This window comes from Sphingomonas pollutisoli (genome assembly GCF_029167165.1).
Classification (GTDB): Bacteria; Pseudomonadota; Alphaproteobacteria; order Sphingomonadales; family Sphingomonadaceae; genus Sphingomonas; species Sphingomonas pollutisoli.
On the sequence record NZ_JARFNJ010000018.1, the window covers coordinates 18,806 to 44,513 of the forward strand.

The 25,708-nt window shown below is 64.2% G+C and carries 25 protein-coding genes and 1 tRNA gene; 10 read left to right on the top strand and 16 right to left on the bottom strand.

The annotated features are described in order from the left end of the window. Positions 1-11: 11 nt before the first annotated feature. The 7 genes from PX554_RS23870 to PX554_RS23900 form a co-directional block, all read right to left on the bottom strand. Positions 12-344, bottom strand: coding sequence for an STN domain-containing protein (locus PX554_RS23870; RefSeq protein ID WP_275504727.1), 333 nt, complete (start codon positions 342-344; stop codon positions 12-14). A gap of 96 nt (positions 345-440) precedes the next feature. After that, the gene (locus PX554_RS23875) at positions 441-1,448 is read right to left on the bottom strand and encodes a FecR family protein (RefSeq protein WP_275504728.1); all 1,008 of its coding nucleotides are present in this window, start codon (positions 1,446-1,448) and stop codon (positions 441-443) included. Then, positions 1,441-2,010 carry an RNA polymerase sigma factor gene (locus PX554_RS23880; RefSeq protein ID WP_275504729.1) on the bottom strand — a complete coding sequence of 190 codons (570 nt, stop codon included), beginning with the start codon at positions 2,008-2,010 and terminating at the stop codon, positions 1,441-1,443. Before PX554_RS23880 ends, PX554_RS23875 begins: the two co-directional genes overlap by 8 nt. Positions 2,011-2,407: 397 nt before the next feature. After that, positions 2,408-2,791 (bottom strand): helix-turn-helix domain-containing protein, encoded by a 384-nt coding sequence (locus PX554_RS23885; protein ID WP_275504730.1) that lies wholly within the window; start codon positions 2,789-2,791, stop codon positions 2,408-2,410. Continuing rightward, entirely contained in the window at positions 2,788-3,717 is a 930-nt protein-coding gene (locus tag PX554_RS23890) for a phytanoyl-CoA dioxygenase family protein (RefSeq protein ID WP_275504731.1), read from the bottom strand. The genes PX554_RS23885 and PX554_RS23890 overlap by 4 nt, the downstream gene beginning before the upstream one ends. Positions 3,718-3,727: 10 nt before the next feature. After that, a complete protein-coding gene (locus tag PX554_RS23895) occupies positions 3,728-4,354 on the bottom strand; it encodes an acyl-homoserine-lactone synthase (protein ID WP_275504732.1) in 627 nt (208 codons plus the stop codon). An 80-nt stretch (positions 4,355-4,434) separates the two neighbouring features. After that, positions 4,435-5,187 carry a helix-turn-helix transcriptional regulator gene (locus PX554_RS23900; RefSeq protein WP_275504733.1) on the bottom strand — a complete coding sequence of 251 codons (753 nt, stop codon included), beginning with the start codon at positions 5,185-5,187 and terminating at the stop codon, positions 4,435-4,437. A gap of 437 nt (positions 5,188-5,624) precedes the next feature. On the opposite strand from PX554_RS23900, the gene PX554_RS23905 reads away from it, so the two are divergent. After that, positions 5,625-6,116, top strand: coding sequence for a sigma factor-like helix-turn-helix DNA-binding protein (locus PX554_RS23905; RefSeq protein WP_275504734.1), 492 nt, complete (start codon positions 5,625-5,627; stop codon positions 6,114-6,116). 529 nt (positions 6,117-6,645) lie between these two features. Next, complete coding sequence (locus tag PX554_RS23910; protein ID WP_275504735.1) at positions 6,646-7,722, top strand: tyrosine-type recombinase/integrase; 1,077 nt, start codon at positions 6,646-6,648, stop codon at positions 7,720-7,722. A gap of 148 nt (positions 7,723-7,870) precedes the next feature. Here PX554_RS23910 and PX554_RS23915 read toward each other — a convergent pair. From PX554_RS23915 to PX554_RS23940, 6 genes are all read right to left on the bottom strand, one after another. Further along, positions 7,871-7,946: transfer RNA gene (locus PX554_RS23915), tRNA-Lys, on the bottom strand. A gap of 88 nt (positions 7,947-8,034) precedes the next feature. Then, positions 8,035-9,147, bottom strand: coding sequence for a rod shape-determining protein RodA (gene rodA, locus PX554_RS23920; protein WP_093225921.1), 1,113 nt, complete (start codon positions 9,145-9,147; stop codon positions 8,035-8,037). Further along, positions 9,144-11,228 carry a penicillin-binding protein 2 gene (gene mrdA / locus PX554_RS23925; RefSeq protein ID WP_275504736.1) on the bottom strand — a complete coding sequence of 695 codons (2,085 nt, stop codon included), beginning with the start codon at positions 11,226-11,228 and terminating at the stop codon, positions 9,144-9,146. Before mrdA ends, rodA begins: the two co-directional genes overlap by 4 nt. Continuing rightward, positions 11,225-11,740, bottom strand: a complete 516-nt coding sequence (locus PX554_RS23930) for a rod shape-determining protein MreD (RefSeq protein WP_275504737.1) — start codon at positions 11,738-11,740, stop codon at positions 11,225-11,227. Before PX554_RS23930 ends, mrdA begins: the two co-directional genes overlap by 4 nt. After that, on the bottom strand, positions 11,737-12,636 hold the full coding sequence (locus PX554_RS23935) for a rod shape-determining protein MreC (protein ID WP_275504738.1): 900 nt from the start codon (positions 12,634-12,636) through the stop codon (positions 11,737-11,739). Before PX554_RS23935 ends, PX554_RS23930 begins: the two co-directional genes overlap by 4 nt. A 113-nt stretch (positions 12,637-12,749) precedes the next feature. Further along, entirely contained in the window at positions 12,750-13,796 is a 1,047-nt protein-coding gene (locus PX554_RS23940) for a rod shape-determining protein (protein ID WP_093225928.1), read from the bottom strand. A gap of 154 nt (positions 13,797-13,950) precedes the next feature. Here PX554_RS23940 and mutL point away from each other — a divergent pair, with 154 nt between their 5' ends. Next, a complete protein-coding gene (mutL, locus tag PX554_RS23945; protein ID WP_275504739.1) occupies positions 13,951-15,774 on the top strand; it encodes a DNA mismatch repair endonuclease MutL in 1,824 nt (607 codons plus the stop codon). A 3-nt stretch (positions 15,775-15,777) separates the two neighbouring features. Here mutL and PX554_RS23950 read toward each other — a convergent pair whose 3' ends face one another. Further along, positions 15,778-16,383: a TetR/AcrR family transcriptional regulator gene (locus PX554_RS23950; RefSeq protein WP_256326322.1), complete on the bottom strand. Its 606-nt coding sequence runs from the start codon at positions 16,381-16,383 to the stop codon at positions 15,778-15,780. Between the two features lie 122 nt (positions 16,384-16,505). Between PX554_RS23950 and PX554_RS23955 the strand changes: the two genes are divergently transcribed. Further along, on the top strand, positions 16,506-17,171 hold the full coding sequence (locus tag PX554_RS23955; RefSeq protein WP_275504741.1) for an O-methyltransferase: 666 nt from the start codon (positions 16,506-16,508) through the stop codon (positions 17,169-17,171). A gap of 17 nt (positions 17,172-17,188) precedes the next feature. Here PX554_RS23955 and PX554_RS23960 read toward each other — a convergent pair whose 3' ends face one another. Further along, a complete protein-coding gene (locus tag PX554_RS23960; protein ID WP_275504742.1) occupies positions 17,189-18,961 on the bottom strand; it encodes a cation:proton antiporter domain-containing protein in 1,773 nt (590 codons plus the stop codon). Positions 18,962-19,085: 124 nt separating this feature from the next. After that, complete coding sequence (locus PX554_RS23965; RefSeq protein ID WP_093225931.1) at positions 19,086-20,312, bottom strand: NADP-dependent isocitrate dehydrogenase; 1,227 nt, start codon at positions 20,310-20,312, stop codon at positions 19,086-19,088. Positions 20,313-20,436: 124 nt separating this feature from the next. Between PX554_RS23965 and PX554_RS23970 the strand changes: the two genes are divergently transcribed. From PX554_RS23970 to frr, 6 genes are all read left to right on the top strand, one after another. Next, a complete protein-coding gene (locus PX554_RS23970; protein WP_275504743.1) occupies positions 20,437-21,165 on the top strand; it encodes a phosphatidylserine decarboxylase in 729 nt (242 codons plus the stop codon). Between the two features lie 27 nt (positions 21,166-21,192). Then, positions 21,193-22,005, top strand: coding sequence for a CDP-alcohol phosphatidyltransferase family protein (locus PX554_RS23975; RefSeq protein ID WP_093225934.1), 813 nt, complete (start codon positions 21,193-21,195; stop codon positions 22,003-22,005). A gap of 396 nt (positions 22,006-22,401) precedes the next feature. Beyond that, the gene (gene rpsB, locus PX554_RS23980; RefSeq protein WP_093225936.1) at positions 22,402-23,244 is read left to right on the top strand and encodes a 30S ribosomal protein S2; all 843 of its coding nucleotides are present in this window, start codon (positions 22,402-22,404) and stop codon (positions 23,242-23,244) included. Positions 23,245-23,330: 86 nt separating this feature from the next. Beyond that, complete coding sequence (tsf, locus tag PX554_RS23985) at positions 23,331-24,269, top strand: translation elongation factor Ts (protein ID WP_093225937.1); 939 nt, start codon at positions 23,331-23,333, stop codon at positions 24,267-24,269. A gap of 207 nt (positions 24,270-24,476) precedes the next feature. Continuing rightward, positions 24,477-25,148 (top strand): UMP kinase, encoded by a 672-nt coding sequence (pyrH, locus tag PX554_RS23990; protein ID WP_275504744.1) that lies wholly within the window; start codon positions 24,477-24,479, stop codon positions 25,146-25,148. Between the two features lie 2 nt (positions 25,149-25,150). Beyond that, a complete protein-coding gene (frr, locus tag PX554_RS23995; RefSeq protein WP_093225940.1) occupies positions 25,151-25,708 on the top strand; it encodes a ribosome recycling factor in 558 nt (185 codons plus the stop codon).

Below are 25,708 nucleotides of genomic sequence, written 5' to 3' on the forward strand. Positions count from 1 at the left end.
AACGAAATTTCCTACACGGTCATCGACCGTCGCATTGCAGGCCGAACGAAGATCGTCCGGTCCTTGATCTCGAAGTCGAGGTGCAACCCTTCGATGACGATCTCGATCGCCTGATCCACCGTGAAATCGCCACTGATCGGATTCGACCGCTTTCCTCTGATCGAAGCGCTGTCGGCGATCAGCTGATGATCGGTCCTGCGCGCTATCGCCCGTAATGCAACACTGAGATCCATCGCCGGCATTTCATAATGAAGACGGCTTGGTTCCTGGGCAACCGCGCCCGGCGTCCAACTCGAAACGATTACGGCCGGGGCGAAGAAAATCCCGAAGCTGTTGGCTCTCATTCCGCTGTGCCTCTCGCACCATAGCGGCCTCCCGAAACAACCGAGGCCCTATCTGGAAAGACGACAGACGCAGAATTTCAGGCCGGTCCCGGCGAACTAATTCACCGCGGTCAGAATTAGCTTTCCCGGCCGAGTGCGATCGATGTCCAGTCTCAAGAAGCCGGCGACAGCCTTCGCAACCGCCTCCACATCGCGGATATGAAGCTCCGCCGTGATGAGCTTCGCACCCAGTGAGGGATCCGCGAGCACGATCTTCGTCTCGCTGTAGGTATTCGCCTCGGCAAGCACCTCGCCGATAGAGACTTCACTGAACGATTTCACGCCACCAATCCATTGCGCGTCGGAGGGCCGCGCAGCGATGGCCGCCGGAGCGGCTTGTTGTCCACTGGTAAAGACCAGTTTCTGTCCGGCGCCCAGATTGATCGATCGGTTTGCGCCTGCGATGAAGACCGCTGGCCGGAGACGAACCTCCGCGGAGCCTTCAACGACGAGCGCGCTGAGATTGCCGCGGTCGCTGACATCGAAGGTGCCTGCGCTCGCTACGACGCTATTCTCGCCGTTCAGGACGGTAAGCGGCCTGTCCATGGTCGTTGGCGTCACAACAAACCGCGCACGGCCGCGCCGAAGGACGACGGTACGGACTCCCTGCGCGATCTTCACATCAATCGCCGTTCCGGTGTCGAGCGTGACCACCGTCCCATCGTCCAGGCGCTCGGGACGAACTTCTCCCACGCGCGTCGAAAGTAGAACGGTCCGGAGTTTGCCGTCAGGAATGTCGTTGCGATAGCCTGCGAGGCCATGGAGACCGGCGACGAGCAAGATGGCAAAGGCCAATCCTGTCGCCGCTACGGGACCCCAGACGTACCGGCGCGACGGCGTTTGAGGGGCGGTGCGGACAGTCTGCTGTCCCGGCTGCATGCCGCTCAGTTCCGCGCCGGCCGTCGCGCGGCTCATTTTGCCGTGAAGCGAAAGATAGAAGTCTCGCCGGTCGGGTCTGCCTTCGAGCCAGGCGTGAAGCCCCTCTTCATGCAGGTCCGGGCGATCCATCATCTTGATCAGCCATTTGCGGGCGTCCCGCTGGTCCTTGGCTGATAGATCAGACATCGTCGCGATCCGCGTGAGCTTCGATGTGGCGCAGCGCTTTCTGCATCTGCTTTTGGACCCGCCAGACCGAGATGTCCAAGCGAGCCGCCACTTCGGCGTAGGTGTGCCCCTCGATACGGTTGAGGAGAAAGACGTCAAGCGAGAGCGGCGGGAGGAGAGACAATATTGCCCGCCAGCGCTCGGCTTCGTGCCGAAGTTCGGTCTGGCGATGCAGGTCCATATCGGACGCTGCATCGAGCGCTTCGTCTAGCGGTAGGGAGATGTCGGCCAGTTTGGTCGAACCGCGTTTCGCGCGATCGAGGACCAGGTTGCTGGCAATGCGCGTGAGGTAGCCGCCCGGAGAGGTAATCTTCGCCGGTCTGGCTACGGCAAGGAAACGAGTGAGCGCTTCATGCGCCATGTCGAAGGCATCTTCGGGGTTTCGGATCTTCCTCCGGAAGAATCTTCGAAGTCGGGGAATCTCGCTACGATAAAAGTCGGCGAAATCGGGATGCCCGCCGTGCTCCTCTTCACTCGGTTCTTCGAGTTCCCGCCTCGCGGCCCATGCCGGTCTGATACTCATCGGAGAGGCAATTCGCGTCGAGCCATCGGCGCGCCGGCCGCGCGCCAATCACCATCTCTCGGTCCCGTTCGTCCGGGCTCTCCCTCAATATTGTGTCGCCTCATTCGTCGCACCTATGTCCCCTCGGAGCGACGGCCTGAGCCGGATGTTGGAAACCTGCCTCACGGATCAGGCGCATGCGCCTTTACCGTTGCCGGCTGGACATACGCGCATGCCACCCGGCCGCAGAAGCTGTGACCGAGCCCATGAGGAAAGGGGTTTCCACGCCCCACTTCCGTTCTTGTTCCGGAAGCGGGGGTAGGTTGCGCGTTCTACGCAAAGAGGCAAGGCTGAAATTGGAGCGGCTTGCATATTTCATGCAGGTGCGGCCGATCGGCGAAGGCCCCGGAGGTGGAGGTTAGATTTGTTGCGCCGCGCAGGTATCGAACACGCGCGTTGTCATCCGATCGAGAATCGTATCCATGAGTTCCGCGCCCTGGTCGGTCATGAGAACATTGGCGCGACGCCGATCCCGCCCCGGATTTCCCCGGATCACGAAACCACGCTTCTCCATGAATCGGACTTTCCGATGTCCCGTCGATAGCGGGCAATGTGCCGCGATGCAGAGCGGCCAGAGATAGACCTCGCGATGCTCATGGCGCGCGAGATAGAGATCCAGAAGCATATCGAGAATGGGATTGGGACAGACCGATACGTCCAGCACATCGCCGACAATCGTCCGCTGTGATACCAGCAGGCGGGCCATCTCGACCCGCCGGGACATTTTCCCGTCGTACATCACGTGGGCACTCCCGAAGGCCCCGCCTCGTGAACCACGGCTGTTTCGGGGACGAAGCCAGGGCCGATATCGCCCCGGCGATAAGCGGCGATAAGCTCTTCCTGGGCAGGGAGAAGGGCATCGATCGCGCCGATCTCGAACTCCCTTTCCCGCTCAAGCAGGAAGGAAGGGCATCGGCCTTCGTGCGTGCCGAGATTGGAACGATGAGCCCGGTAGCCAGCGAGCGCGGCCACCTCAGGAGAGAAGCCCCGGGCAATATCGGGCGGGTAGGCGAGCCATGACAGCTCATAGGGTTTCAGCCAGCCAAGGCTATAGCTGATGATCATTCCCCTACGCGGATCGACTGTAAGGTTTGCTCCGCCGGCGTGCAGGGTGGAGCCCAGAAAGAGGAGCACGTCGCCCGGCTCCATCTCGGCCGCAACCGCTTCCTCGGGCGGCAGAAGCATCTCGTCCTGACGACGATGGCTGTCGGGCCATATCAGGGTCGCGCCGTTGGCCTCGGTGTAGGAGCTGAACGGCCACATGACGTTGACCAGATACTCGACGCCAGAATGCCGAAGCGGCCACATGTCCTGGTCCCGATGCGGAGGCTGCGCCTCGCCCCCTTGGACGATCTCGATCGCCTGGGTGAGATTGAGCTGGATATGGTCGCAATTCGGACCCAACACGTCGTTGACGATCGTCAGTACCAGATCGTGCGCCACGAAATCTGCGATGCGTGGCGACCGCGCCAGCAGACCGTGGAATCGTCTGGTATTGCTCCCATAGAAGGGGCCGACCGATAGCGCTGTCCGAGCGAAGCTCTCCGCGAGATCCCGGCTCGTCTCAGTCACAAGCGATTTCGCGACGGCGCCGCGGATGATGCAATAGCCTTGGTCGACCAGCTCGGCCGTCCAGTGCGCCGCGTTGCGTTCGAGGGTCACGAGCATTTCCGCCTCCTCACGCGTGCGCGACGACTGTGTCGTCGAGCGAGACGAGCTTGCAGCGCACAAAGGTGCCCGCCTGCTCGAGAAGGGTCGGCGTTGCCGGCGTGATCTCGATTTCCAGCGCTCCGGTCATCGAGCGTCCGATGAGCTGCGGGAGACCGAGCGGACGACAGTTCCAGCCTAGCGCCAACACCTGGCTCATCCAGTGCCCGTCGGCGATGCAGGTATAGGCTTTTATCCCGCGAAACAGCGCATACTCCACGACAGCGGTGGTCAGCGCATTTCTGATGTGCTCCCGCTCACCACGGGCGAGCTCCGGTGAGAGGCAGGCCCGAGTGAGTTCCCAGATATCCGGTCCGATCGGGACGCCGTTGCTGCAGAGATCCGGGAAAAGGTCGCCCAGAATATGCGGGCCCCTGCTCGGCAGCAGCCGGATCGATCCGTGGTGCAGGCCGCGTTCGTCCCTCGCGATGCAATAGACGGTGCGCAGTCCGTCGAACTGGTCGACCTCAAATTCTCCATCGATGACGGGGACGTCCCACTTCCTAAGGTCGACAAAGACCCGTTTGCGGTCCCGGTACATCGCGTCGAAGAGGGGATTTGCGCCGGGTCTCTCGGCGCCTTCGAAGATTCGGATCATTGGATTCGCCTCCCGTGGTGACGGGAAGCAACATCATGCGTGAACCACGCACGCACCCATTGGCTAGCTCGACACTTGACTTATCGGCGCAAGATGTCTGCGAAGGTGACGACTCCATCGAAAACCGCACGAATCACCATCAACGTGCGTTGAGCATTGCCATAGGCTCTACGGCCGGATTCGACATGTTCATGGGCCATTCGTCGCGAGACGCCCATGAGATCGGCGATCTCGCCGTCTGTCTTGCCTCGCCCGACGAGGATGAGCATCTCTCGTTGCTTGGTCGTGAAATCGGGCACGGGTTCCGCTCCTTTTCCGTCCATCTGGCGCATCAGTCGACGAGCACCCTCAAACGCGAATGTTGCCGCGGTGTGGCTAAGCGCCAACGCCAACGAATGCACCCTCGACAAGTCGCTTGTCGCAAAAGAGCAACTGCCCTCGAACTCACCGGTCAGCCGGACCGGCACCGTGAGACCGCCAATGAGACCGAAAGTGCGAGCACGGTCGAGAATCCGGTGGTGATGTTCCGTCATCTTGATGTGGTCGGAAAGTTCGTCCCACCGGAATGGGCGCATGAGGCGAGCGCTCACCGCGTGGACCGGATCGTCCGCAAAGAATCGCTGTTCCAATGATTCATTGATCCAACTTGGATCGTAATTGGTCAGGCGAATGGCATTGCTCGGCGGCCGAACGAGATCGACGTGGTGCCCAAGCGCGAACTGGTCGAAACCCAGCACGCGGGTGATTTCGTCCATCACGTCGTCAAGCACGCTGATGTCGCGTGCATCCCTCATCCTATCGATAAACTTATCGAAATCCTTGACGCGATCCATAGATCATCATCCTCTCCGCGCCGCACCCGATACCGGCGCGATCTTCTCAATTTTGGAATGCTCATATCCTTTCCTAAACACCTAGATTTGTCGAGAAAAATTGGGTCCGGATCGAGCTCGTAGCGAGATAATTTGACACCAGATTATGGTGCAAATTCTGGTGAGGATTGCCGGCGCGGCGGGCGCCGGTTGGCGCGTCTCGGCACGCCTCGTCCTGAACATTTATAGTAAGGAATGATCAGGGGTTTCACTCGATTATCGGATCTAAGATTTTTCTTCGCTGCAACCAAGATCGCGAAAATCCACATCATCTTCCCGCGAAGACTGGGGCCAGAATCCGAACCAATTGGGAGAAGGAGGGGGGTGGGGGATGGCGGCCTGAGGTGATCGGGAGGAGCCCGATCGCATCGACGGCCAAGCCATTCAGCGAGGCTCCCATGATTGACCAGCCCATACTCCAATTGTTGCGCGACTGCCGCCGACTACTTCGCGGCCCCGGACTCCGGTTCATGCAAAATCGCGCGACGGTCCAGCGCATCAGCTCCTATCTCGCCGCGGAACGAGCAACGCTCAAGTTCGGCGGCTCGGTGATCGCGCATGCCCGCGCGAACGCCAACACGATCCGTGGCGTGTCCGTGGATCCTTGCGAAGACGAGGTCCGTCCTCATCCCGGAGGTATTCAGGTCAAGGCCTGGATCCTGGTGCCCCACGAGGTGATCGCGCTTCTGCACACGACCGATCCTTCAATCGAAGTGGCGTTTGCCCGGCTGGACCGGCAAACCAGGGAAGTGCTTATCCTGAGCGCGAGACACGGCTTGAGCGTCGAGGCGATTGGGACGCGTATGAGAATTTCGCGACGGCGCGTCCGCGATCACCTCCGTCGTGGCGTCGAGGCCATCTCCCACGCGATCGTCCCCGCGAGCGAGTGACGCACACGGCCGCTGATCCAACAAGAGATCGCCGGCACCGATCGCATCCCATGCGGAGGCACTTCCCCAGCATCGCCACTTGGGCTAAGGTCAACTCGCTTCATGGTCCACATCCGAGTCGCCGAAAGGCGTGTGGGATGTCGTACGTGCAAGCTTTTCTCCACAGCAATGTCCTCTCGACCGAGAGAACCCGTTTTCATCTGACCTCGCGCGAATGGCTCTCGCGCGGGGCCACGCTGCGTTCGACGATCGCGCAGTTTCTCTTCCTAGTTTGGGAGGAGGGGAGAGGGGGTTGGAGAGCGTGGCGTACGGCCGGCGGTTCCCTCGGGGAGCATCGCCATGGCTAGTGGACCATCCCGAGCCCCTCGGCGCCCGAACCTGCAAGAACTGGTTCGAATGGCGACCGAAAGCGGCCTTTCCGTCGTCCGGACTGAGATCTTCCCGGACGGAAGGATCGTGCTCTTCCACACGGAGCAGCAAGGCAGCTCTCCGACCAGCAACTCGTTCGATAATTGGAAAGCGAAACGCGATGCGCGTTAAACTCAATGGTGTCCTAAAAGTTCGAAAGAAGCTCGCAAGCGGCAGGACGACTACGTATTACTATGCTTGGCGCGGCGGCCCGCGCCTAGAAGGAAGCCCGGGCTCACGTGAGTTCCACAAGTCCTATTTCGCTGCCCATGAAAAGCCGATCGTGAAGCCTGCCGTCGAGGTGCTAAATTCCATCTTTGACGCGTTTCTTATCTCATCCGACTATACCCAACTCGCCGACCGGACGCAGAAGGATTATAAGAAGCACCTCGTCCATATCCGCGCGGAGTTCGGCGACCTTCCTGTCGCTGCTCTTGAGGATCGTCGGACGCGGGGGGAGTTTCTCGCCTGGCGCGATCGCGTCGGCCAAGCATCTCAGCGGACGGCTGATTATCGCTTCTCCATCCTCGCGAGAATCATAGCTTGGGCGCTCGACCGCGGACTTGTGACCGCGAATCCCTGCAAGCGGCCGGGCCGCCTCTACCGGGGCAGCCGCGCGGAGTTCATCTGGCGAGAGGCCGAAGAGGCGAGCTTCTATGCCAAGGCGCCCGAGCATCTACACCTCGCGCTCAAGCTCGCTATCTGGACGGGTCAGCGCCAGGGCGATCTCATTGAATTGCTATGGAGCGCCTATACCGGGACCCACATTCGGGTCGCCCAGAACAAGACCAAGAGTAAGTCCGGGAAGCGCACGCTGAAACGGGTGCTGATACCGGTCGGAGCGCCTCTGAAGGCCTCCCTGGACGCCCTGAAGGGCAAATACGAGGCCGAGGGCAAGCCGCTCCCCGAAACCATCCTGGTGACAATGCGGGGCACGGCTTGGACGAGCGATGGCTTCCGGACTTCCTGGCGGAAGGGGTGCGCCAAGGCGGGCGTCGCAGGTCTGACGTTCCATGATTTGCGAGGCACGGTGGTGACCCGTCTCGCTATTGCGGGGGCGTCCGTGCCGCAGATCGCGACGATCACGGGGCATAGCCTGAGGGACGTCGAGGCGATCCTCGATGCGCATTATCTGCTACGCGACGGGGCGATGGCGAACTCCGCGATCGCGCTTCTCGAGACGAAGGAACCCGCCTGAATGCGCGGTGCCGAGAACCCCAAATTGCAAACCAAAACTGCAAACCGGCGATTTTGGACCCCGAATCGGGGCGAAATCGGGAGGGATTCGGTTCCGAATCGCTCTCAGCGAATCACTCTAACCTCTTGGAATCCAATGATTCGGAAAATGGTGGACGCACTTGGGCTCGAACCAAGGACCCGCTGATTAAGAGTCAGCTGCTCTACCAACTGAGCTATGCGTCCATTCCTGTAGCGAGAGGTGCTTGGCAGCGCCACCGCGTCGGGAGGTGCGCTGTTACCATCCGCGCGGCGGGATGCAACCCCTTTTTCGCTACCATCGAACGGTTTTTCGATTTTGTCGGTCGATCGACATCAACACGCCGAGACACAGCATCACCGTCATCTGCGCGGAGCCGCCGAAGCTGATCAGCGGCAGCGGCACGCCGACGACGGGCGCGAGACCCATCACCATCGCCATGTTGATCGACACATAGAAGAACAAGGTCGTCGCCAGCCCCGCTGCGGTCAGCCGGGCGAAGCGGCTTTCGGCGTGCTGGGCGACGTTCATGCCCCAATAGATGATCGCGAAGAACGCGAGGATCAGCAACACGCCGCCGACCAGCCCCCATTCCTCCATCATCGTCGCGAGCGCGAAATCGGTATGGCCTTCGGGCAGATAATCCAGATGGCTCTGCGTACCGTTGAGGAAACCCTTGCCGAAGATGCCGCCCGATCCGATCGCGATCTTCGACTGGCTGATGTGATACCCGATGCCGAGCGGATCGCTTTCGGGATCAAGGAACACGAGGATGCGGTTGCGCTGATACCCATGCAACACGAAATTGACGGCGAACGGTACGGCGACGCCCACCGCCAGCGCGCCGCCGATGAACAGCCTCAGCGGCACGCCGGCGAGGAACATCACCGTGATGCCGCTCGCCATGATCATCAGCGCCGTGCCGAGATCGGGCTGCTTCATCACGAGCGCGGCCGGGAGCAGGATCAGCGCTGCGGCGGGCCAGATCGCGCTGAACCGACGCGTCTCGCTCGCTGGCAATCCGTCGTAGAATTTGGCGACCGCGAGTACGATCGCCAGCTTCATCAATTCCGAAGGCTGCAAGCGGATGATACCCAGGTCGAGCCAGCGCTGGCCGCCGCCGCGCACCGCGCCGATCAGCTCGACGAGCACCAGAAGCACGACCAGCACGCCATAAGCGGGCAGGGCGGCCTTGCCGAAGGCGGACGCGGGTACGCGCGAAAGTCCGATCGCGCCGAGCAGGAACACGAAGAAGCGGATGCCCTGCGATTTCGCCCAGGGAGACACGCTGCCGCCGGCCGCCGAATAGAGCACGAGCAGATCGAAACAGCCAATCGCGAGCGTCAGCAGGATGATGAGCCAGGGCAATTGCGAGATCGGCTTGGGGATATAGTCCCGTGCGCTCATTGATCGCGCTCCGTCGTGCCGTCGGCGGCGATGCTGTTGCCCGCGGCATTGGTGTGCGCGACCGATTCGGCGGTCGAGACGTCGGCGGCGGTCGCCGCGTTGACCGCGGGCGCTTCGGTGGGTGCCGTCGCGTTGAGTTCGGTCTGGACCGCGACCGCGGGGGGCGGCGCGTTGGCGGCGGCACGATACGCGGTCGCCTCGGCGGCCATGCGCGTCTGGATGTCTCCGCCCCAGGTCGGTTCGAGTTCGGCGAGCGTCGCCATCGCTTTGTCGCGGTCGAACAGATAGGTCATGATATCGCGGCCGATGCCGGGGGTATCGAGGTTGCGCACGGTATGTCCGCCATGTTCCAGCACGATGGCGGTGGCGTAACGCGGTTTATCCGCAGGCGCGAAGCCGATGAACAACGCATGGTCGCGTAGCTTGAACGGCAGCGAGGCGTTCTTGAGCACGCCCGAGCTCCGCTCCGCCATCGAGATGCGGCGGACCTGCGCGGTGCCGGTCTTGCCCGCGAGCGCCACACCGGGAATCTGCATGCGCGCCGCCCCGCCGGTACCCCCGCCATTGACCACGCCGAACATCGCGTCACGCACGACCGCGAAATGCTCGGCCGAGATCGGCAGGTCGTTAGGAGCCGGGGCGTGTCCAGCGAGGATGCTGGGGTGAAGGTTCTTGCCGGACGCGAGGCGCGACGCCATCACCGCGAGCTGGAGCGGGTTGGCGAGCACATAGCCCTGGCCGATCGACGCGTTCAGCGAATCGGCGACGGTCCATTGTTCCTTGTATTTGCGTAGCTTCCACGCCGGATCTGGTACCGTGCCATAACGCTGACTGGCGAAGGGCAGGTCGAACTTCTGGCCCAGCCCCATCGCGCGGGCGACCGGGGCGATCGCGTCATAGCCGACACGCCGCGCCATCTCGTAGAAATAGATGTCGCAACTCTGCATGATCGCGTTTTTGAGATCGAGTGGCCCGTGACCGCGCTTCTTGTGGCAGTGGAACACGCCGTTGCCGACGCGCAGCGCGCCCGAGCAATTGACCCGCATCCCCGGATCGACGCCGGCGGCAAGCAGCGCAAGGCCGTTCATCGGCTTGACCGTCGAGCCGGGCGGATAAAGCCCCTGCAAGACCTTGTTCATCAACGGAACATGGTCATTGTCCGACAGCATCTTCCATTCGAGATGGCTGATCCCGTCGGAGAAGCTGTTCGGATCATAGGCGGGCATCGACACCATCGCGAGCATCTCGCCGGTGAGGCAGTCGATCACCACGGCGGAGCCAGAGTTGGTGCCCAACCGCCGCGCGGTATATTCCTGTAATCCCGCGTCGATCGTCAATCGCGTCGTCTGGCCGGGCGTGTCGGGGCGGGTCGCGAGCTCGCGCACGAGCTTGCCGCGCGCGGTGACTTCGACACGCTTGGCGCCCGGGCGACCGCGCAACTGGCTTTCCAGCATCTTTTCAAGGCCATCCTTGCCGAGCTTGAAACCGGGTACGAGCAGCAACGGGTCTTTGGTCTTGAGATATTGCTCGGCCGAGGCCGCCCCGACATAGCCGGTAAGGTGTGCTACCGCCGCCCCGGCGGGGTAGCTGCGCGCGAACCCCCGGGTTGGCGCGACGCCCGGCAGTTCGGGCAGATGGACGCTGACCGCGGCGAACCGATCCCAATCGAGATTGTCCGCCACCTGGACCGGCTGGAAGCCGGCGGCGTGCTTCAGATCGGCGGCGATACGCGCCATCTCCTCGGGAGGAAGGCTCAGGAGGCGCTGCAACTCGCCAAGGATCTTTTCCTTGTCCTCGAGCAGATCGGGGATCAAATCGACGCGGAAATCGGTGCGATTGTTGGCGATGGGTGCGCCGTGGCGATCGACGATCCAGCCCCGGCGCGGCGGCACCAGGGTCATGTTCACCCGGTTGCTTTCGGACAGCAGACTGTAATGCGCGTTTTCAGCGATCGCCAGCCAGGTCATGCGACCGGCCAGCAGCAGCGCGACGCCACCCTGCGCCGCGCCCAGCATCAGCGCGCGGCGCGAAAAGCTGTAGGTTTGCGTAGCTTCGGTGACGATACGCGGGGGACGGCTCATGCCGGTTCGTAATCCCGATCGAGCCAGGCGCAAAGCAGCGAAATGACGGGGAACAACAGCACGGAGGTAAGCACCTGAAGCAACAGTACGGTATCGACATGGGTGCCGAAGGGGACCGCGACCAGGCGGCCACAGATCAGGTAAAAGGCGGTGCCGCCCGCCGCGATCAGCCAGTTCTGCCAGAAATCCCGGAAAACGAGGCGCTCGTCGATCAGGTCGATCATGAAGAAGCATAGCGCCCAGGTGGTGATGCCGAGCCCGAACGGCTGGCCGCTCAGCAGATCATCGAACAGACCGAGCGCGAGCGGCGCCCAGACGGGGATGGCATCACGCCGGATCAGTCGCCACGCGAGCAGCATCAGCAGCCCGACTGGAGGCAGAAACGGAAAGGACGCGATCGTCGGCCAGAGCGTGACGCAAGATCCCAGCATCACGGACAGCGCGGGCAGCAGCCGGCCGACGCGGGAGTCCGGGGCCTCGTCGAAAGGGCCACGGCGGCGCGGCTTTCTCACGGCTTCTTCGCCTTCGCGGCAGGCGTCGGCGTCGCAGTCGGCGCGGGCGCTGGCGGCGGCAGATAGGCACGCTGGACCAGCGCGAAATCGAGCGTGCTCGGCCGTACCGCCGTCTCCGCGAGCACGATGTCACGGCCGTGGCGCAGCACGCGGGCCACTGGGATATTGGGCGGGTAGACACCGCCGGCGCCCGAGGTGACGAACACCTCGCCCGGCGAGAAGGTGGCCGCCGCGTTGCTGACCGAGCGGATGTCGACCAGCCCGTCGCCGCGCCCCTGCGCCAGCGCGGGCAGGCCGTCGCGGGTGCGCCGGACCGGCACGGAACTTTCGGGATCGGTGAGCAACAGCACGCGCGCGGTGTTCGGGCCGGATTCGAGCACCTGGCCGATCAGTCCCTCCGGGCCGAGCACGGGCTGACCATGCTCGACGCCCTGCCACGCGCCCGCGTTGAGCGTGGCGAAGCGCCGCGTGCTCGCCGCCGACGAACTCACCAGCCGCGCGGTCGTGACCGGTACGCCGACCCGCTCGCGCAGCGCGAGCAGCGCCTTCAAACGGCGATTTTCATAGTTGATCGCCCGCGCGCGCATCGTGATCGCGCGCTCATCGGCGATCTGCTTGCGCAGGGCGGCATTCTGATCGTGGACCGCGACATAGCTGCCGAGCCCCGCCGGCACCGACCCAACCGAGCGCCCGACGAACGCCAGCGCCGAAGACACCGGCGCGCTCACTTCGGCGATCGCGGTGCGCGCCGCGCCGAACGTGTTGGGATCGAAATAGGACAAAGCGAGCAGGATCGCGCCGACCAGCGCACCCGCCACGGCGAACACATAGGTCGCGAAAACGCCATATTGCGCCCGGCGCGAAAACCCCGGACGCCGGTTATTCGACGGCGCCATCAATCCCTCGTTCGAAGCCCGCCCCGGGCAATTGGAAGCTCGACGCCCCGTACACTTGGCCGATGATGTTGGGTAGCGATATCGCGTGCCGCGACACCGCTACCCGCACATCATCATGCGCTGTGCAACACCCCGCGGAAGACCGGATCTTCAAGCGCGCGGCCGGTGCCGAGCGCGACGCAGATCAGCGGATCGTCGGCGACCGTGACGGGCAGCCCGGTCTCGTCGCGCAGCACCTCGTCGATGCCCTTGAGCAGCGCGCCGCCGCCGGTGAGGACGATACCCTGATCGACGATGTCCGCCGCCAGTTCGGGCGCGGTGTTTTCGAGCGCGATACGGACGCCCTCGACGATGGTGCCGACCGGTTCGCTCAGCGCCTCGGCGATCTGGCCCTGGTTGATCTGGATTTCCTTGGGCACGCCGTTGACCAGATCGCGGCCCTTGATGTGGATGGTCAGGCCGATGCCGTCCGCCGGCGGCTTGGCGACGCCGACTTCCTGTTTGATCCGCTCGGCGGTGGCGTCGCCGATCAGCAGATTGTGGTTGCGGCGGACGTAGGAGACGATCGCCTCATCCATCTTGTCGCCGCCGACCCGCACCGACGTCGTGTAGGCGAGGCCGCGCAGCGAGAGCACCGCGACTTCGGTGGTGCCGCCGCCGATATCGACGACCATCGAGCCGATCGGTTCGGTCACCGGCATGTCGGCGCCGATCGCGGCGGCCATCGGCTCTTCGATCAGCCACACCTGCGATGCGCCCGCGTTCGATGCCGCGTCGCGGATCGCGCGGCGCTCGACCGAGGTCGAACCCGACGGTACGCAGATCACGATCTGCGGCCAGCGCATGAAGCGCCGCTGCCCGCCATGAACCTTGTGGATGAAATGCTTGATCATCTGCTCGGCGACATCGATGTCGGCGATCACGCCATCGCGGAGCGGACGAATCGCCTGGATGCTGTCGGGCGTCTTGCCCATCATCAGTTTGGCGTCGTCGCCGACCGCCTTCACGCGTTTGACGCCGTTGAGCGTTTCGACGGCGACCACCGATGGTTCGTTGAGCACGATCCCGCGCCCGCGCAGATAGACGACGGTGTTCGCGGTCCCGAGATCGATCGCCATGTCATGCGACATGAATTTGAAGAAACGCGATAAGAAGGCCATTGATCGTTCCGTCCTGGGCCGCCCCTCGGGGAAGGTCGCGGCAATTCGCACTCCCCCGCGTCGTCTTCATGGCCGGTACGCCAGAGCAATCGCCCTGATCGCGTGAGATGAATGCGGGTCGCGGGATGGCTGCGCTTGGGCTAGAGCATGACTCATGTCAATACGGCGCCTGCCCGAACATCTGGTCAATCGAATCGCTGCCGGGGAGGTCGTCGAACGCCCCGCCAGCGCCCTCAAGGAACTGGTTGAAAACGCGATAGACGCCGATGCGTCGCGGATTTCCATTCGGCTCGCCGCAGGCGGGACCGACCTCATCGAAGTTACCGACGACGGTTGCGGTATGACGCCCGCCGACATGGCGCTCGCGCTGGAGCGACACGCGACCTCCAAGCTGCCGGACGAGGCGATCGAAGCGGTTGCGACGTTGGGTTTTCGCGGCGAGGCGTTGCCCTCGATCGCGAGCGTCGCGCGGCTTTCGCTCGAAAGCCGGATGCGCGGCGCGGAAGGCTGGTCGCGAATCGTCGATAACGGGATCGTGACGGGTGAGGGGCCGGCGGCGATTCCCCCCGGCACGCGTGTCCGCGTCGAGGCGCTGTTCGAGCGGGTGCCGGCGCGGCGCAAGTTCCTGCGATCGGCCCGATCCGAATATGCCGCCAGCCTCGACGTGGTGAAACGCCTTGCGATGGCTCGGCCCGACATCGCTTTCAGCCTCGAACATGACGGCCGCCGTGTGCTGACGGTCGCCGCCGGCGAGACCTTGCCCGACCGGGTCGCGGCGCTGACCGATCGCGGGCTGATCGAGAACGGCATCGGCGTCGATCTGGAGCGCGAGGGGGTGGCGCTCGGCGGCATCGCCGGGCTGCCGACCTTCAACCGTGGCATCGCCGATCATCAATATCTGTTCGTCAACGGGCGCCCGGTGAAGGACCGGCTCCTGACCGGCGCGGTGCGCGGTGCCTATGCCGAACTGCTCGCGCGCGACCGCCATGCGGTGGTGGCGCTGTTCCTCCAGGTGCCGGGCGATCTCGTCGATGTGAACGTCCACCCCGCTAAGACGGAGGTACGCTTTCGCGACCCGGCGCTGGTTCGCGGGCTGATCGTCAGCGGCTTGCGTCGCGCGCTGGACGAGGCCGGCCACCGCAGCGTGCAACGCCCCGATGCCGCGGCGCTGGAATTGTGGAAATCCGAGCCGACCGCGCAGGCTTCCGCTTCTCCTCATTTATGGGACTCGTCGCCGCAGGCCTTTTCTCCGCAACCGACCGGAAACGTCGATGCCGGCCGGTACGACACGCCATCCGTTGTACATCATGCCGTATTCGATCGCCGCCCGACCTTCGCCGCACCGCCGCCGCAGGCGCGCGCCGAACCCGCCTACCAGCCCCCGCCGGAGACCGAGCGCTATCCCTTGGGCGTCGCGCGCGGGCAAGTCGCGCGGACCTATATCGTCGCCGAAGCCGAGGACGGGCTCGTGCTGGTCGATCAGCATGCCGCGCATGAGCGGCTGGTGCTGGAGCGGATGCGCAAGGCGATGTCCGGCGGCGGTGTCGCATCGCAAGCGCTGCTGCTGGCGGAGGTGGTCGAACTCGATGAACCGGCCTGCGACCGGCTCGAGGCGCGCGCCGCCGAACTGGCTGAATTCGGGCTCGATCTCGATCGGTTCGGCCCGCGCGCCATGCTGGTGCGCGGCGTGCCGGCCTTGCTCGGTCAGGGTGATGTCGTCGGCCTCGTCACCGATATCGCCGATGAGCTTGCCGCGTTCGATGAGGCGCTCTCGCTCAAGGAACGGCTCGATCACGTCGCCGCGACGATGGCGTGCCACGGCTCGGTACGGGCCGGCCGGACGTTATCGGTCGCCGAAATGAATGCGTTGCTCCGCGAGATGGAGGTGACGCCGCACTCGGGCCAGTGCAACCACGGACGCCCGACCTGGATAAAGCTCGCCCACGGCGACATCGAGAAGCTGTTCGGGCGCAAATAGGCATTAGCCGCTTCGGTTAAGCCGCTCCAGATAGGTCTCGAACATGTCGGCCACGGCGTTCGAATAGGTTTCGATCTGATCGGCCAGCGTCGCATCTTCGGACAGGCGCTTGCCGACATCGGAAAGCGTCATCATCACCAGATTGCCCGCGATCTCGCGCCGCTGCTCGTCGCAGCCAGGCAGCGCCTCGGCCATGAACGCACGCATCACCGCGTGGCCACGGACCCTCGGTACGGCCGCCTCGGGCGCCTCGCGGTAATAGGGTGCGGCATCGTCCAACGCGATCCGCATCTCGGCCTCCTCGCACTCGGATCGCACGAAGGCATGGACGAGCCGCCGCAGGCGGTCGTGTGGCGGAACCGCGCGATCTTCGAGGATGCCCAGCATCATCGCGCTGGTCTCGACCCATTCGTCGCTCTGCAATCGGAACAGGATCGCCGCCTTGTTGGGGAAATATTGATAGAGCGAGCCGATGCTGACCCCCGCGCGCTCGGCGACTCGGGCGGTGGTGAAGCGGTGCGCGCCATCCTCCGCCAGAACGCGAGCGGCGGCTTCGAGAATGGTCGCCACCAACTGCGCCGACCGCGCCTGGCGCGGCGCTTTTCTCACGGAAATCCTCGGCTTCTCGTGCTCGGCCAACGCGCCCTCCGGGATGCGAATAGAGAATGCGACGAATTACTCGTATTTCTCGGCGGCCCGCAAGATCGCGGGCGATCCTCCCGGAGACTTCGATGACCACATTGACCAAGGCGCCCGTCGCGCCCCTGCTCGCCTCGCTGTTCGCCAGTGCCGAGCGCAGCGAGGGCATGTTGCCGCCGGCGCTTGCCAATCTGTCCGTGGCCGAACGCGGCGCAATGCTTCGCAGCAAAGCCGATTATCTCGAATTGTACAGCCGCATGAAGGACTCGCCGCTCGCGGTGTCGCCCGAGACGGGCAGGCTGCTCTACATGCTCGCGCGTGCGCTCGGCGCCAAAGCCATCGTCGAGTTCGGTACCTCGTTCGGCATCTCGACGCTCCATCTTGCGGCGGCGCTGCGCGACAATGGGGGAGGCCGGCTCATCACCACCGAGTTCGAACCCGCCAAGATCGCGCGCGCGACCGAGAACCTCGGTGCGGGCGGCGTCCTCGATCTGATCGATCTGCGCGCCGGCGACGCGCTCCACACGCTCGCGCATGACTTGCCGGAGACGATCGATCTCGTGCTGCTCGACGGCGCAAAGGCGCTGTACGGCGATATCCTCGATCTGCTTGAAAGCCGCCTGCGTCCGGGTGCGCTGCTGATCGCCGACAATGCCGATATGTGCCCGGAATATCTCACGCGGGTGCGAGACGCTGGTCGCGGCTACCTATCGGTACCTTTCGCCGACGATGTCGAAGTGTCGATGCGGATCGGCTGACGCGCAAGGGGCAGGGGTCAGCCTTCGCCCATGCGCACGCGCCTCAGTCTCGGCGCGCGGTCGAGATTGGCCGCTTCCTTGATCCCCTGACGCAATTCGTCGCGCTTCTCGTGGATCGAGGCGATCACCGGACCGACCGCCACCCCCAGGTCGGTCAGCACGGCTTCCGAGAGTTGCAGCGAACTTTCCAGCGTTTCCGGTACGGCATCGGTCACGCCCGCACGGTACAATTCGGCGGCGTGGCCGATGTCGCGCGCGCGCGCGATGATGGTCAGATCGGGCACCCAACCGCGCACGCGACGGGTCATCTGCACCGTCAGCACCGGGTCGTCCATCGTCAGGATCAGCGCCTTCGCGCGGCCGAGGTTGAGCCGATCGACCAGTTCGGGGCGCGACACGTCGCCGAAGATGAGCGGATAGCCATCGCGCCGCGCGGCCGTGACCGTGTCGATATCGGCCTCGACCGCGACGTAGGGCTGGTTGTGGGTCGCGAGCATGTCGGCCACCATCCGCCCGACCCGGCCGAACCCGATGATGACCGTGCCCGGCCCTTCGCGCGGGATCATCAATTCGGGTGCATCGCCGCCACCGCTGCGGCGCTCGATCCGGGCCGCCACGCGCCGGCCGGCCCAGGCGAGCAACGGGGTGATCGTGAGGCCGATCGCCGTCACCGTCTGCCAATAGGCGGCGGTGGACGGTGCGATCAGGGCCGCCTGCGCGGCCGTGCCGAGTACGATCAACGTCGTCTCCGACGGGCTCGACATCAGCACACCGGTTTCGGCGGCAATGCCGGATTTCACCCCGCCGAGCTTGAGCAGCGCGAACGTCACCACGGTCTTGACGAGGATGACGCCGAGGATGCCGAGCAGCAAGGCCGCCCAATTGTCCGCGATCTGCCGCAGGTTGAGGCTCATGCCGACGGTAAGCAGGAACACGCCGAGCGCGAGCCCCTTGAAGGGCGCGGTCATCACTTCGACTTCGCTGTGATAATCGGTCTCGGCGATCAGCAACCCGGCGAGCAGCGCACCGACGATCGGCGAGAGACCGGCCGCCGCGGTGGCGAGGCTCGCCACGATCACGACCAGCAGCGACGCGGCGAGGAACAGTTCGGGGCTCTTGGTGCGCGCCGCCTGCGCGAACAGCCGCGGCAGGATCAACCGGCCGCCAACGAACATGATCGCCACCGTCATCAGCCCGCGCGCCAGCACGCCGACGAAGGCCCAGTCACCACCGTCCGCGTTGGGCGAGAAGGCCGCGAGCACGAAGATGATCGGGACGAGCGCCAGATCCTCGAACAGCAGCATCGCGAACGCCGAACGGCCGACCGCGCTCGCGGTCCCCGCGATCGGTAGGACGAGCGCGGTCGAGGAGAGGGTGAGCGCGAACCCGAGCCCCATCGCGCCGGGCCAATCCTGGCCCAACAAATGCAAGGCGGTGCCGATGAGGACGCCCGAGCCGATCAATTCGGCGGCACCGTTACCGAACACCTGCCCGCGCATCGCCCAAAGCCGCTTGAACGACAACTCCAGGCCGATTGAGAACAGCAGCAGGATGATGCCGAACTCGGCGAACGGCTCGATCGCATGCGCGTCGGAGATCGTGATGTAATAGAGCCACGGATACTGGCCGACCAACGCGCCCAATCCCGCCGGGCCGACCAAGACGCCGACCAGGATGAAGCCGATGACCGGGCTGATCCGGAACCGCGCGAACGTCGGGATGATGAGGCCGGCGGCCCCGAGGATGACGAGCGTGTCGCTCAGTCCGTTATTATCGAGCGCCAATGCCATGACCGGCATCTAGCCAGAGTAGATCCGGTTTGTCAGCCGGTGACTGAGATCACCATGACAATATCGTCAGAAGGCTGGCGGCACGGGGTGGCCGCTCGCCCACGGCGAGCGGCCACATACGGCATCAGGCGGCGAGGATGTCGCCCATCTTGGCTTCGAGGTTGACGCGGACCGCCTCGAAGAACTGCTCGGTGGTCATCCAGGCCTGGTTCGGGCCGATCAGCAGCGCCAGATCCTTCGTCATCTTGCCGCTCTCGACGGTCTCGATGCAGACCTTCTCCAGCGTCTCGGCGAACTTGGTGACTTCCGGCGTTCCGTCGAACTTGCCGCGGTAGATCAGGCCGCGCGTCCAGGCGAAGATCGACGCGATCGGATTGGTCGAGGTCGCCTTGCCCTGTTCGTGCATGCGGAAGTGGCGCGTGACGGTGCCGTGCGCCGCCTCGGCCTCGACGGTCTTGCCATCGGGCGTCAGCAGCACCGAGGTCATCAAGCCGAGCGAGCCGAAGCCTTGGGCGACCTGATCCGACTGGACGTCGCCGTCATAGTTCTTGCACGCCCAGACGAACTCGCCGCTCCACTTGAGCGCCGAGGCGACCATGTCGTCGATCAGGCGGTGCTCATAGGTGATGCCGGCTTCCTGGAACTTGTCCTTGAACTCGGTCTCATACACCTCGGCGAACAGATCCTTGAAGCGGCCGTCATAGGCCTTGAGGATGGTGTTCTTGGTCGACAGGTACACCGGCCACTTGAGGTTGAGGCCGTAGTGCATTGAGGCGCGCGCGAAATCGCGGATCGAATCGTCGAGGTTGTACATCGCGAGCGCGACGCCGGGCGACGGGAAATCGAACACTTCGCGGTCGATCTTGGTGCCGTCGGCACCGTCGAACACGAGGCGCAGCTTGCCGGGGCCGGGGACGAGGAAATCGGTCGCGCGATACTGATCGCCGAACGCGTGGCGGCCGACGACGATCGGTTTGGTCCAGCCCGGGATCAGGCGCGGGACGTTGGAGATGACGATCGGCTCGCGGAAGATCGTGCCGCCGAGGATGTTGCGGATCGTGCCGTTGGGCGACTTCCACATCTGCTTGAGGCCGAATTCCTCGACGCGCGCTTCATCCGGGGTGATCGTCGCGCACTTCACGCCGACACCATATTTCTGGATCGCCTTGGCGCTATCGATCGTGATCTGATCGTTCGTCTCGTCGCGCTTCTGTACGCCGAGGTCGTAATATTCGAGATCGATGTCGAGATAGGGGAGGATGAGCCGCTCGCGGATCCACTGCCAGATAATCCGCGTCATCTCGTCGCCGTCGATTTCCACGACGGGCGTCTTCACCTTGATCTTCGCCATTTTGTCTCTCTTGTGCAGGAGGAGTTTGGCGATGCGTCTAGGAGCAAGCCCGCGCGGGATCAACCACCGCCGACGGTCGCGGCGGTGATTGTGTTGGCCGGCGCGGCGGCGTAGGTCTGCGGCCATGCCTTCGCTCGAAAAACCCGAAATCGCCACCTCTACCGTCAAATGGCGGTTCGCCGACATGCACCCGGAGGGGCGCAAATATGTGCTGATTGCCGCAGCGCTCACCTTCGCGGTGTGGCTGTTCGTGCCGATCCTGACCTGGCCGATGATCGCGGTGACCGCATGGGTCGCCTTGTTCTTCCGCGATCCGATCCGTGTGACCCCGCAAGCCGAGGGGCTGGTGATCGCGCCTGCCGACGGTCTCATCACGATGATCGAGCGCGTGCCCGTGCCCCGCGAGATTGCCGGCCCGGGTGGCCTTGGCGACGTGCCGCTGGTGCGGGTCTCGATCTTCATGTCGGTGTTCGACGTCCATATCAATCGTACGCCGATCGCGGGGACGATTCGCCAGGTCGTCTATATCTCGGGCAAATTCCTCAATGCCGATCTCGACAAGGCGAGCGAGGAGAACGAGCGCCAGCATATCGTCGTCGAGGATCGGGACGGCCGCCGGATCGGCTTCACCCAGATCGCGGGGCTGGTCGCGCGGCGGATCGTCCCCTTCGTCAAAACCGGGGACATGGTCGCACGCGGGCAGCGGATCGGGCTGATCCGCTTCGGCAGTCGCGTCGATGTCTACCTGCCCGACGATTGCGCCTGTCAGGTCGCGCTCGGCCAGCGCAGCATCGCGGGCGAGACGGTGCTCGGCCGGGTTGGCGGCATTGTCGCAACCGGCATCTCGCAGTGATTCACACCGCCAAGGCATTGCGTTAGGATGCGGCGCCCACTCCGCCGCACGCGGCGCGGCCTGCCGTTGCGGGCGGTCGCGCCCAACGCCGTCACCGCGCTGGCGCTGTGCTTCGGGCTGACAGGCATTCGCTACGCGATCTCGTCGGACTGGGAAGCGGCCGTGACGATGATCATGATCGCGAGCGTGCTCGACGGGCTCGACGGGACGGTCGCGCGGTTGGTGCGCGGCGAAAGCCGGTTCGGCGCCGAACTCGATTCGCTGTCGGATGCGGTTTCTTTCGGGGTGTCGCCAGCGGTGATCCTCTACCTCTGGTCGCTCAAGGATGCGCCGCGCGTCGGCTGGCTATGCGCGATGGTGTTCGCGGTATTCTGCGCATTGCGCCTCGCGCGCTTCAACGCCGCGATCGACCTCAGAGAGCAACCGCATAAGTCGGCTGGCTTTCTCACCGGCGCGCCCGCGCCAGCCGGTGCCGCGCTGGCGATGTTGCCGATGTACCTCTGGTTCTGGACCGGCGAACCCTGGTTCCGCTCGCCGGCGATAGTACTGCCCTGGGTCGCGCTGATGGCGACGCTGATGGTGTCGAGTGTCGCGACCTTTAGTTGGGGATCGCTCAAGCTTCGCGATCACATCCGCTTCGAGGCGATCGCGGTCGTCGTGTTGCTTGGCGCCGCGCTGATCTCGGCGCCGTGGCACACACTGTCAGCCTTGTGCGTGTGCTATCTCGCGACGCTGCCGTTCAGCATCGCCGCCTATCGGCGCATCAAGCGGCTTCGCGAAACGACGCAGGCCGGATCTGCCGTACCGATTGCACGCGCGCCCGCAGGCGACGATCGCTGACCACGACGAATAGCTCGGGTGAGACCATCTCGACCTCGCCACGCAGCAACGCGGCGATACGCGGCAAAGCTGGTACGAGGGTGAAAGCGAAAACCCAAACGGCCGCCGTGAAAGCCGCGGCGAAGACCATGCAATCGAGAATTGCGACCATTGCTCAACTTCCTGTTTACGCGCGAAGTCGAAGATCAAAAAGCTTCGGGCCCCGGCGATGTTCCACGTACCGCTGATGAGCGCGTTATGTTCCATGTTTGTACCGATCGTCAAGCTTGATTTTGCGGAAAAGCTCGGCTAACGGAGCAGCCTTCACACCGCATGGGAAGCACATACACCGGTGTCCGGAGGGTTCCCCTCATGGATGACTCGCTTCCCAGAGGCCCAACCGGAAAGGAATATCTTATGGCGGCACCTGTCGTCTCCATGCAGCAATTGCTCGAAACGGGCGCGCACTTCGGCCACCAGACCCACCGCTGGAACCCGAAGATGAAGCCCTACATCTTCGGCGACCGCAATGGCGTCCACATTCTCGATCTCTCGCAGACCGTGCCGTTGCTCGCGCGTGCGCTCGAATTCATCAGCGCATCGACCGCCGCTGGCGGCAAGGTGCTGTTCGTTGGCACCAAGCGCCAGGCGCAGGAGCCGGTGGCGGACGCGGCGCGCCGCGCTGGCCAGCACTTCGTCAACCATCGCTGGTTGGGCGGCATGCTCACCAACTGGAAGACGATCTCGAACTCGATCAAGCGCATGAAGGCGCTCGAAGAGCAGCTTTCGGGCGACACGCACGGCCTCACCAAGAAGGAAGTGCTCCAGCTCACCCGCGAGAAGGACAAGCTCGAACTGTCGCTCGGCGGCATCCGTGACATGGGCGGCATCCCCGACGTGATGTTCGTGATCGACGCGAACAAGGAAGAGCTGGCGATCAAGGAAGCCAACACGCTCGGCATCCCGGTCGTCGCGATCCTCGATTCAAACGTCTCGCCGGACGGTATCGCGTTCCCGGTGCCGGCGAACGACGACGCGAGCCGCGCCATCCGCCTGTACTGCGAAGCGGTCGCAATCGCCGCGACCCGTGGCGGTCATGAGCAGGTCGCGCGCCGCGGCGTCGATTTCGGCGCGATGGAGCGTCCGCCGGTCGAGGAAGCGCTGACTGTCGAGACGCCGGCCGCCGAGCCGGGCGACGTTCCGCCGGTCGCGCCTGAAGTCGAAATGGCTGCCGAGTCCGAGCGCCAGCTCGACGCCTGAGCGTCGTTGAACTGACATATGGACGGGGTAGGGCGCGGCCCTATCCCGTCCTTTCCCATATCTGCAAAAGCCAAGAGGAATTCGAGATGGCCGATATCACAGCCGCTGCGGTGAAAGACCTGCGCGAAAAGAGCGGCGCGGGCATGATGGATTGCAAGAAGGCGCTCACCGAAGCCGCCGGCGATCTGGATGCCGCGATGGATTGGCTGCGCGCCAAGGGCCTCGCCGCTGCCGCCAAGAAGTCGAGCCGCACCGCGGCCGAAGGTCTCGTCGGCGTGGAAGTGGCCGGCACCAAGGGCGCGGCGGTCGAAGTGAATTCGGAGACCGATTTCGTTGCCAAGAACGTCCAGTTCCAGACGTTCGTGCGCGATGTCGTGTCAGTCGCGCTCGAAATGGGCGACGATCTCGACACGATCAAGGCGACCTCGCTCGGCGAGAAGACCGTCGAGGAGACGCTCGTCACCAACATCGCCACGATCGGCGAGAACCAGGCGATCCGTCGCGCCAAGCGGCTGGAAGTCTCGGCCGGCGCGGTCGTGCCGTACATCCACAACGCACAGGCGCCCGGCCTCGGCAAGATCGGGGTGCTCGTCGCGCTGGAGAGCCAAGCGGGCGCGGATGTGCTCGAGCCGCTCGGCAAGCAGATCGCGATGCACATCGCCGCCGCGTTCCCGCTGGCGCTGAATGCCGACGGGATCGACCCCGCCATCGTGGAGCGCGAAGCCGCGATCGCCAAGGAGAAGAATGCCGACAAGATCGCCGGCAAGCCGCCCGAGGTCGCCGAGAAGATCATCCGCGGTCCGGTCGACAAGTTCCTGCGCGAGAATGCCCTGCTTACCCAGGCATTCGTGATGGACGGCAAGACGCCGGTCCAGGACGTCGTCGCCGCCGCGGCCAAGGCGGCGGGCACGGCAATCGTGCTCAAGGACTATGTGCGCTTCCAGCTCGGTGAAGGCATCGAGAAGGAAGTCAGCGACTTCGCGGCCGAAGTCGCCGCCGCCTCGGGCGTTCCCGCCAAGGCGTAACGCTCCACGCCACCCGCCGCCGATCATCGGCGGCGGGTGGCTTTTATCGTCTGCGCGACAAGACGATATGTTCTGCGTGGTTTCCGCGCTTCCAATCGCGAAGGGCCGCGACTAAGGTCCGCGCGCACCCGCCCCTCAGCATGATGGAATCCCGTGAGCGATCCTAGGTTCAAACGCATCCTGTTGAAATTGTCGGGCGAAGTCCTGATGGGCGAGGGAGGGCTGGCGATCGATCCCGCCGTTACCGCCCGCGTTGCCGGCGAGATCGCCGATGCCCGCGCTGCCGGGTATGAATTGTGCGTCGTCGTAGGCGGCGGCAACATCTTCCGCGGATTGTCCGCCGCCGCCAAAGGCATCGAGCGCGCGACCGCCGACTATATGGGCATGCTCGCGACCGTGATGAACGCGCTTGCAGTGCAGAATGCGCTCGAGCAGATCGGCGTCGATACCCGCGTGCAGTCGGCTATCCCGATGCAGTCAGTGTGCGAGCCCTTCATCCGCCGGCGCGCCGAACGGCATCTCGAAAAGGGCCGGGTGGTGATCTTCGCCGCAGGTGTCGGCAGCCCGTTCTTCACGACCGACAGCGGCGCCGCCCTGCGGGCTGCGGAAATGAAGTGCGACGCGTTGTTCAAGGGCACGTCGGTTGACGGCGTCTATGACGCCGACCCGAAGAAGGTGCCTACAGCAAAGCGTTATGAAACGGTGACTTACAGCACGGTTCTGGCGCAGGATCTCAAGGTGATGGACGCGAGCGCCATCGCGCTTTGCCGCGACAACAATATCCCGATCGTCGTATTCAACATCCGCGAGCATGGCAATCTCGCCGCCGTCCTGCGGGGCGAGGGTGTGTCGACGGTCGTTCAGGCTCAAGGAGAATAAGCATGGCCGCCTATGACAAGGCCGATCTCGAACGCCGCATGGCGGGCAGCGTCGAAGCGCTGAAGCATGACCTCGGTGGCCTGCGCACCGGTCGCGCCTCGGCCTCGTTGCTCGATCCGGTCACGGTCGAGGTATATGGGTCGCACATGCCGCTCACCACGATTGCAACCGTGTCGGTGCCCGAGCCGCGCATGATCTCGGTTCAGGTTTGGGACAAGGGCAACGTCGGCCCGGCCGACAAGGCGATCCGCTCGGCCGGGCTCGGCCTCAACCCCATCGTCGATGGTCAGACCTTGCGCCTGCCGATCCCGGATCTGACCGAGGAGCGCCGCAAGGAGCTCGCCAAGCTCGCCGGAAAATATGCCGAAGGCGCGCGCATCGCCGCGCGCAACGTGCGCCGTGATGGCATGGACAGCCTCAAGGCCGATGAGAAGAAGGGCCTGATCTCCGAGGACGAGCGCAAACGCCACGAAACCGAGGTGCAGAAGCTCACCGACGCGACGATCGCCGATATCGACGCGGCGGCGGCGGCAAAGGAAAAGGAAATCCTCGGCAAGTGA

What these genes read in the sequence shown, in the direction of transcription:
- PX554_RS23875 (WP_275504728.1), bottom strand. Translation starts at nt 1,448, where the DNA reads ATGTCTGATCTATCAGCCAAGGACCAGCGGGACGCCCGCAAATGGCTG.
- PX554_RS23880 (WP_275504729.1), bottom strand. Translation starts at nt 2,010, where the DNA reads ATGAGTATCAGACCGGCATGGGCCGCGAGGCGGGAACTCGAAGAACCG.
- PX554_RS23910 (WP_275504735.1), top strand. Translation starts at nt 6,646, where the DNA reads ATGCGCGTTAAACTCAATGGTGTCCTAAAAGTTCGAAAGAAGCTCGCA.
- PX554_RS23965 (WP_093225931.1), bottom strand. Translation starts at nt 20,312, where the DNA reads ATGGCGAAGATCAAGGTGAAGACGCCCGTCGTGGAAATCGACGGCGAC.
- PX554_RS23935 (WP_275504738.1), bottom strand. Translation starts at nt 12,636, where the DNA reads ATGGCGCCGTCGAATAACCGGCGTCCGGGGTTTTCGCGCCGGGCGCAA.
- PX554_RS23905 (WP_275504734.1), top strand. Translation starts at nt 5,625, where the DNA reads ATGATTGACCAGCCCATACTCCAATTGTTGCGCGACTGCCGCCGACTA.
- PX554_RS23895 (WP_275504732.1), bottom strand. Translation starts at nt 4,354, where the DNA reads ATGATCCGAATCTTCGAAGGCGCCGAGAGACCCGGCGCAAATCCCCTC.
- PX554_RS23870 (WP_275504727.1), bottom strand. Translation starts at nt 344, where the DNA reads ATGAGAGCCAACAGCTTCGGGATTTTCTTCGCCCCGGCCGTAATCGTT.
- PX554_RS23890 (WP_275504731.1), bottom strand. Translation starts at nt 3,717, where the DNA reads ATGCTCGTGACCCTCGAACGCAACGCGGCGCACTGGACGGCCGAGCTG.
- pyrH (WP_275504744.1), top strand. Translation starts at nt 24,477, where the DNA reads ATGGGCGAGGGAGGGCTGGCGATCGATCCCGCCGTTACCGCCCGCGTT.
- PX554_RS23900 (WP_275504733.1), bottom strand. Translation starts at nt 5,187, where the DNA reads ATGGATCGCGTCAAGGATTTCGATAAGTTTATCGATAGGATGAGGGAT.
- PX554_RS23970 (WP_275504743.1), top strand. Translation starts at nt 20,437, where the DNA reads ATGCCTTCGCTCGAAAAACCCGAAATCGCCACCTCTACCGTCAAATGG.
- rpsB (WP_093225936.1), top strand. Translation starts at nt 22,402, where the DNA reads ATGGCGGCACCTGTCGTCTCCATGCAGCAATTGCTCGAAACGGGCGCG.
- PX554_RS23940 (WP_093225928.1), bottom strand. Translation starts at nt 13,796, where the DNA reads ATGGCCTTCTTATCGCGTTTCTTCAAATTCATGTCGCATGACATGGCG.
- rodA (WP_093225921.1), bottom strand. Translation starts at nt 9,147, where the DNA reads ATGAGCGCACGGGACTATATCCCCAAGCCGATCTCGCAATTGCCCTGG.
- tsf (WP_093225937.1), top strand. Translation starts at nt 23,331, where the DNA reads ATGGCCGATATCACAGCCGCTGCGGTGAAAGACCTGCGCGAAAAGAGC.
- mutL (WP_275504739.1), top strand. Translation starts at nt 13,951, where the DNA reads ATGTCAATACGGCGCCTGCCCGAACATCTGGTCAATCGAATCGCTGCC.
- frr (WP_093225940.1), top strand. Translation starts at nt 25,151, where the DNA reads ATGGCCGCCTATGACAAGGCCGATCTCGAACGCCGCATGGCGGGCAGC.
- PX554_RS23975 (WP_093225934.1), top strand. Translation starts at nt 21,193, where the DNA reads ATGCGGCGCCCACTCCGCCGCACGCGGCGCGGCCTGCCGTTGCGGGCG.
- PX554_RS23955 (WP_275504741.1), top strand. Translation starts at nt 16,506, where the DNA reads ATGACCACATTGACCAAGGCGCCCGTCGCGCCCCTGCTCGCCTCGCTG.
- PX554_RS23960 (WP_275504742.1), bottom strand. Translation starts at nt 18,961, where the DNA reads ATGGCATTGGCGCTCGATAATAACGGACTGAGCGACACGCTCGTCATC.
- mrdA (WP_275504736.1), bottom strand. Translation starts at nt 11,228, where the DNA reads ATGAGCCGTCCCCCGCGTATCGTCACCGAAGCTACGCAAACCTACAGC.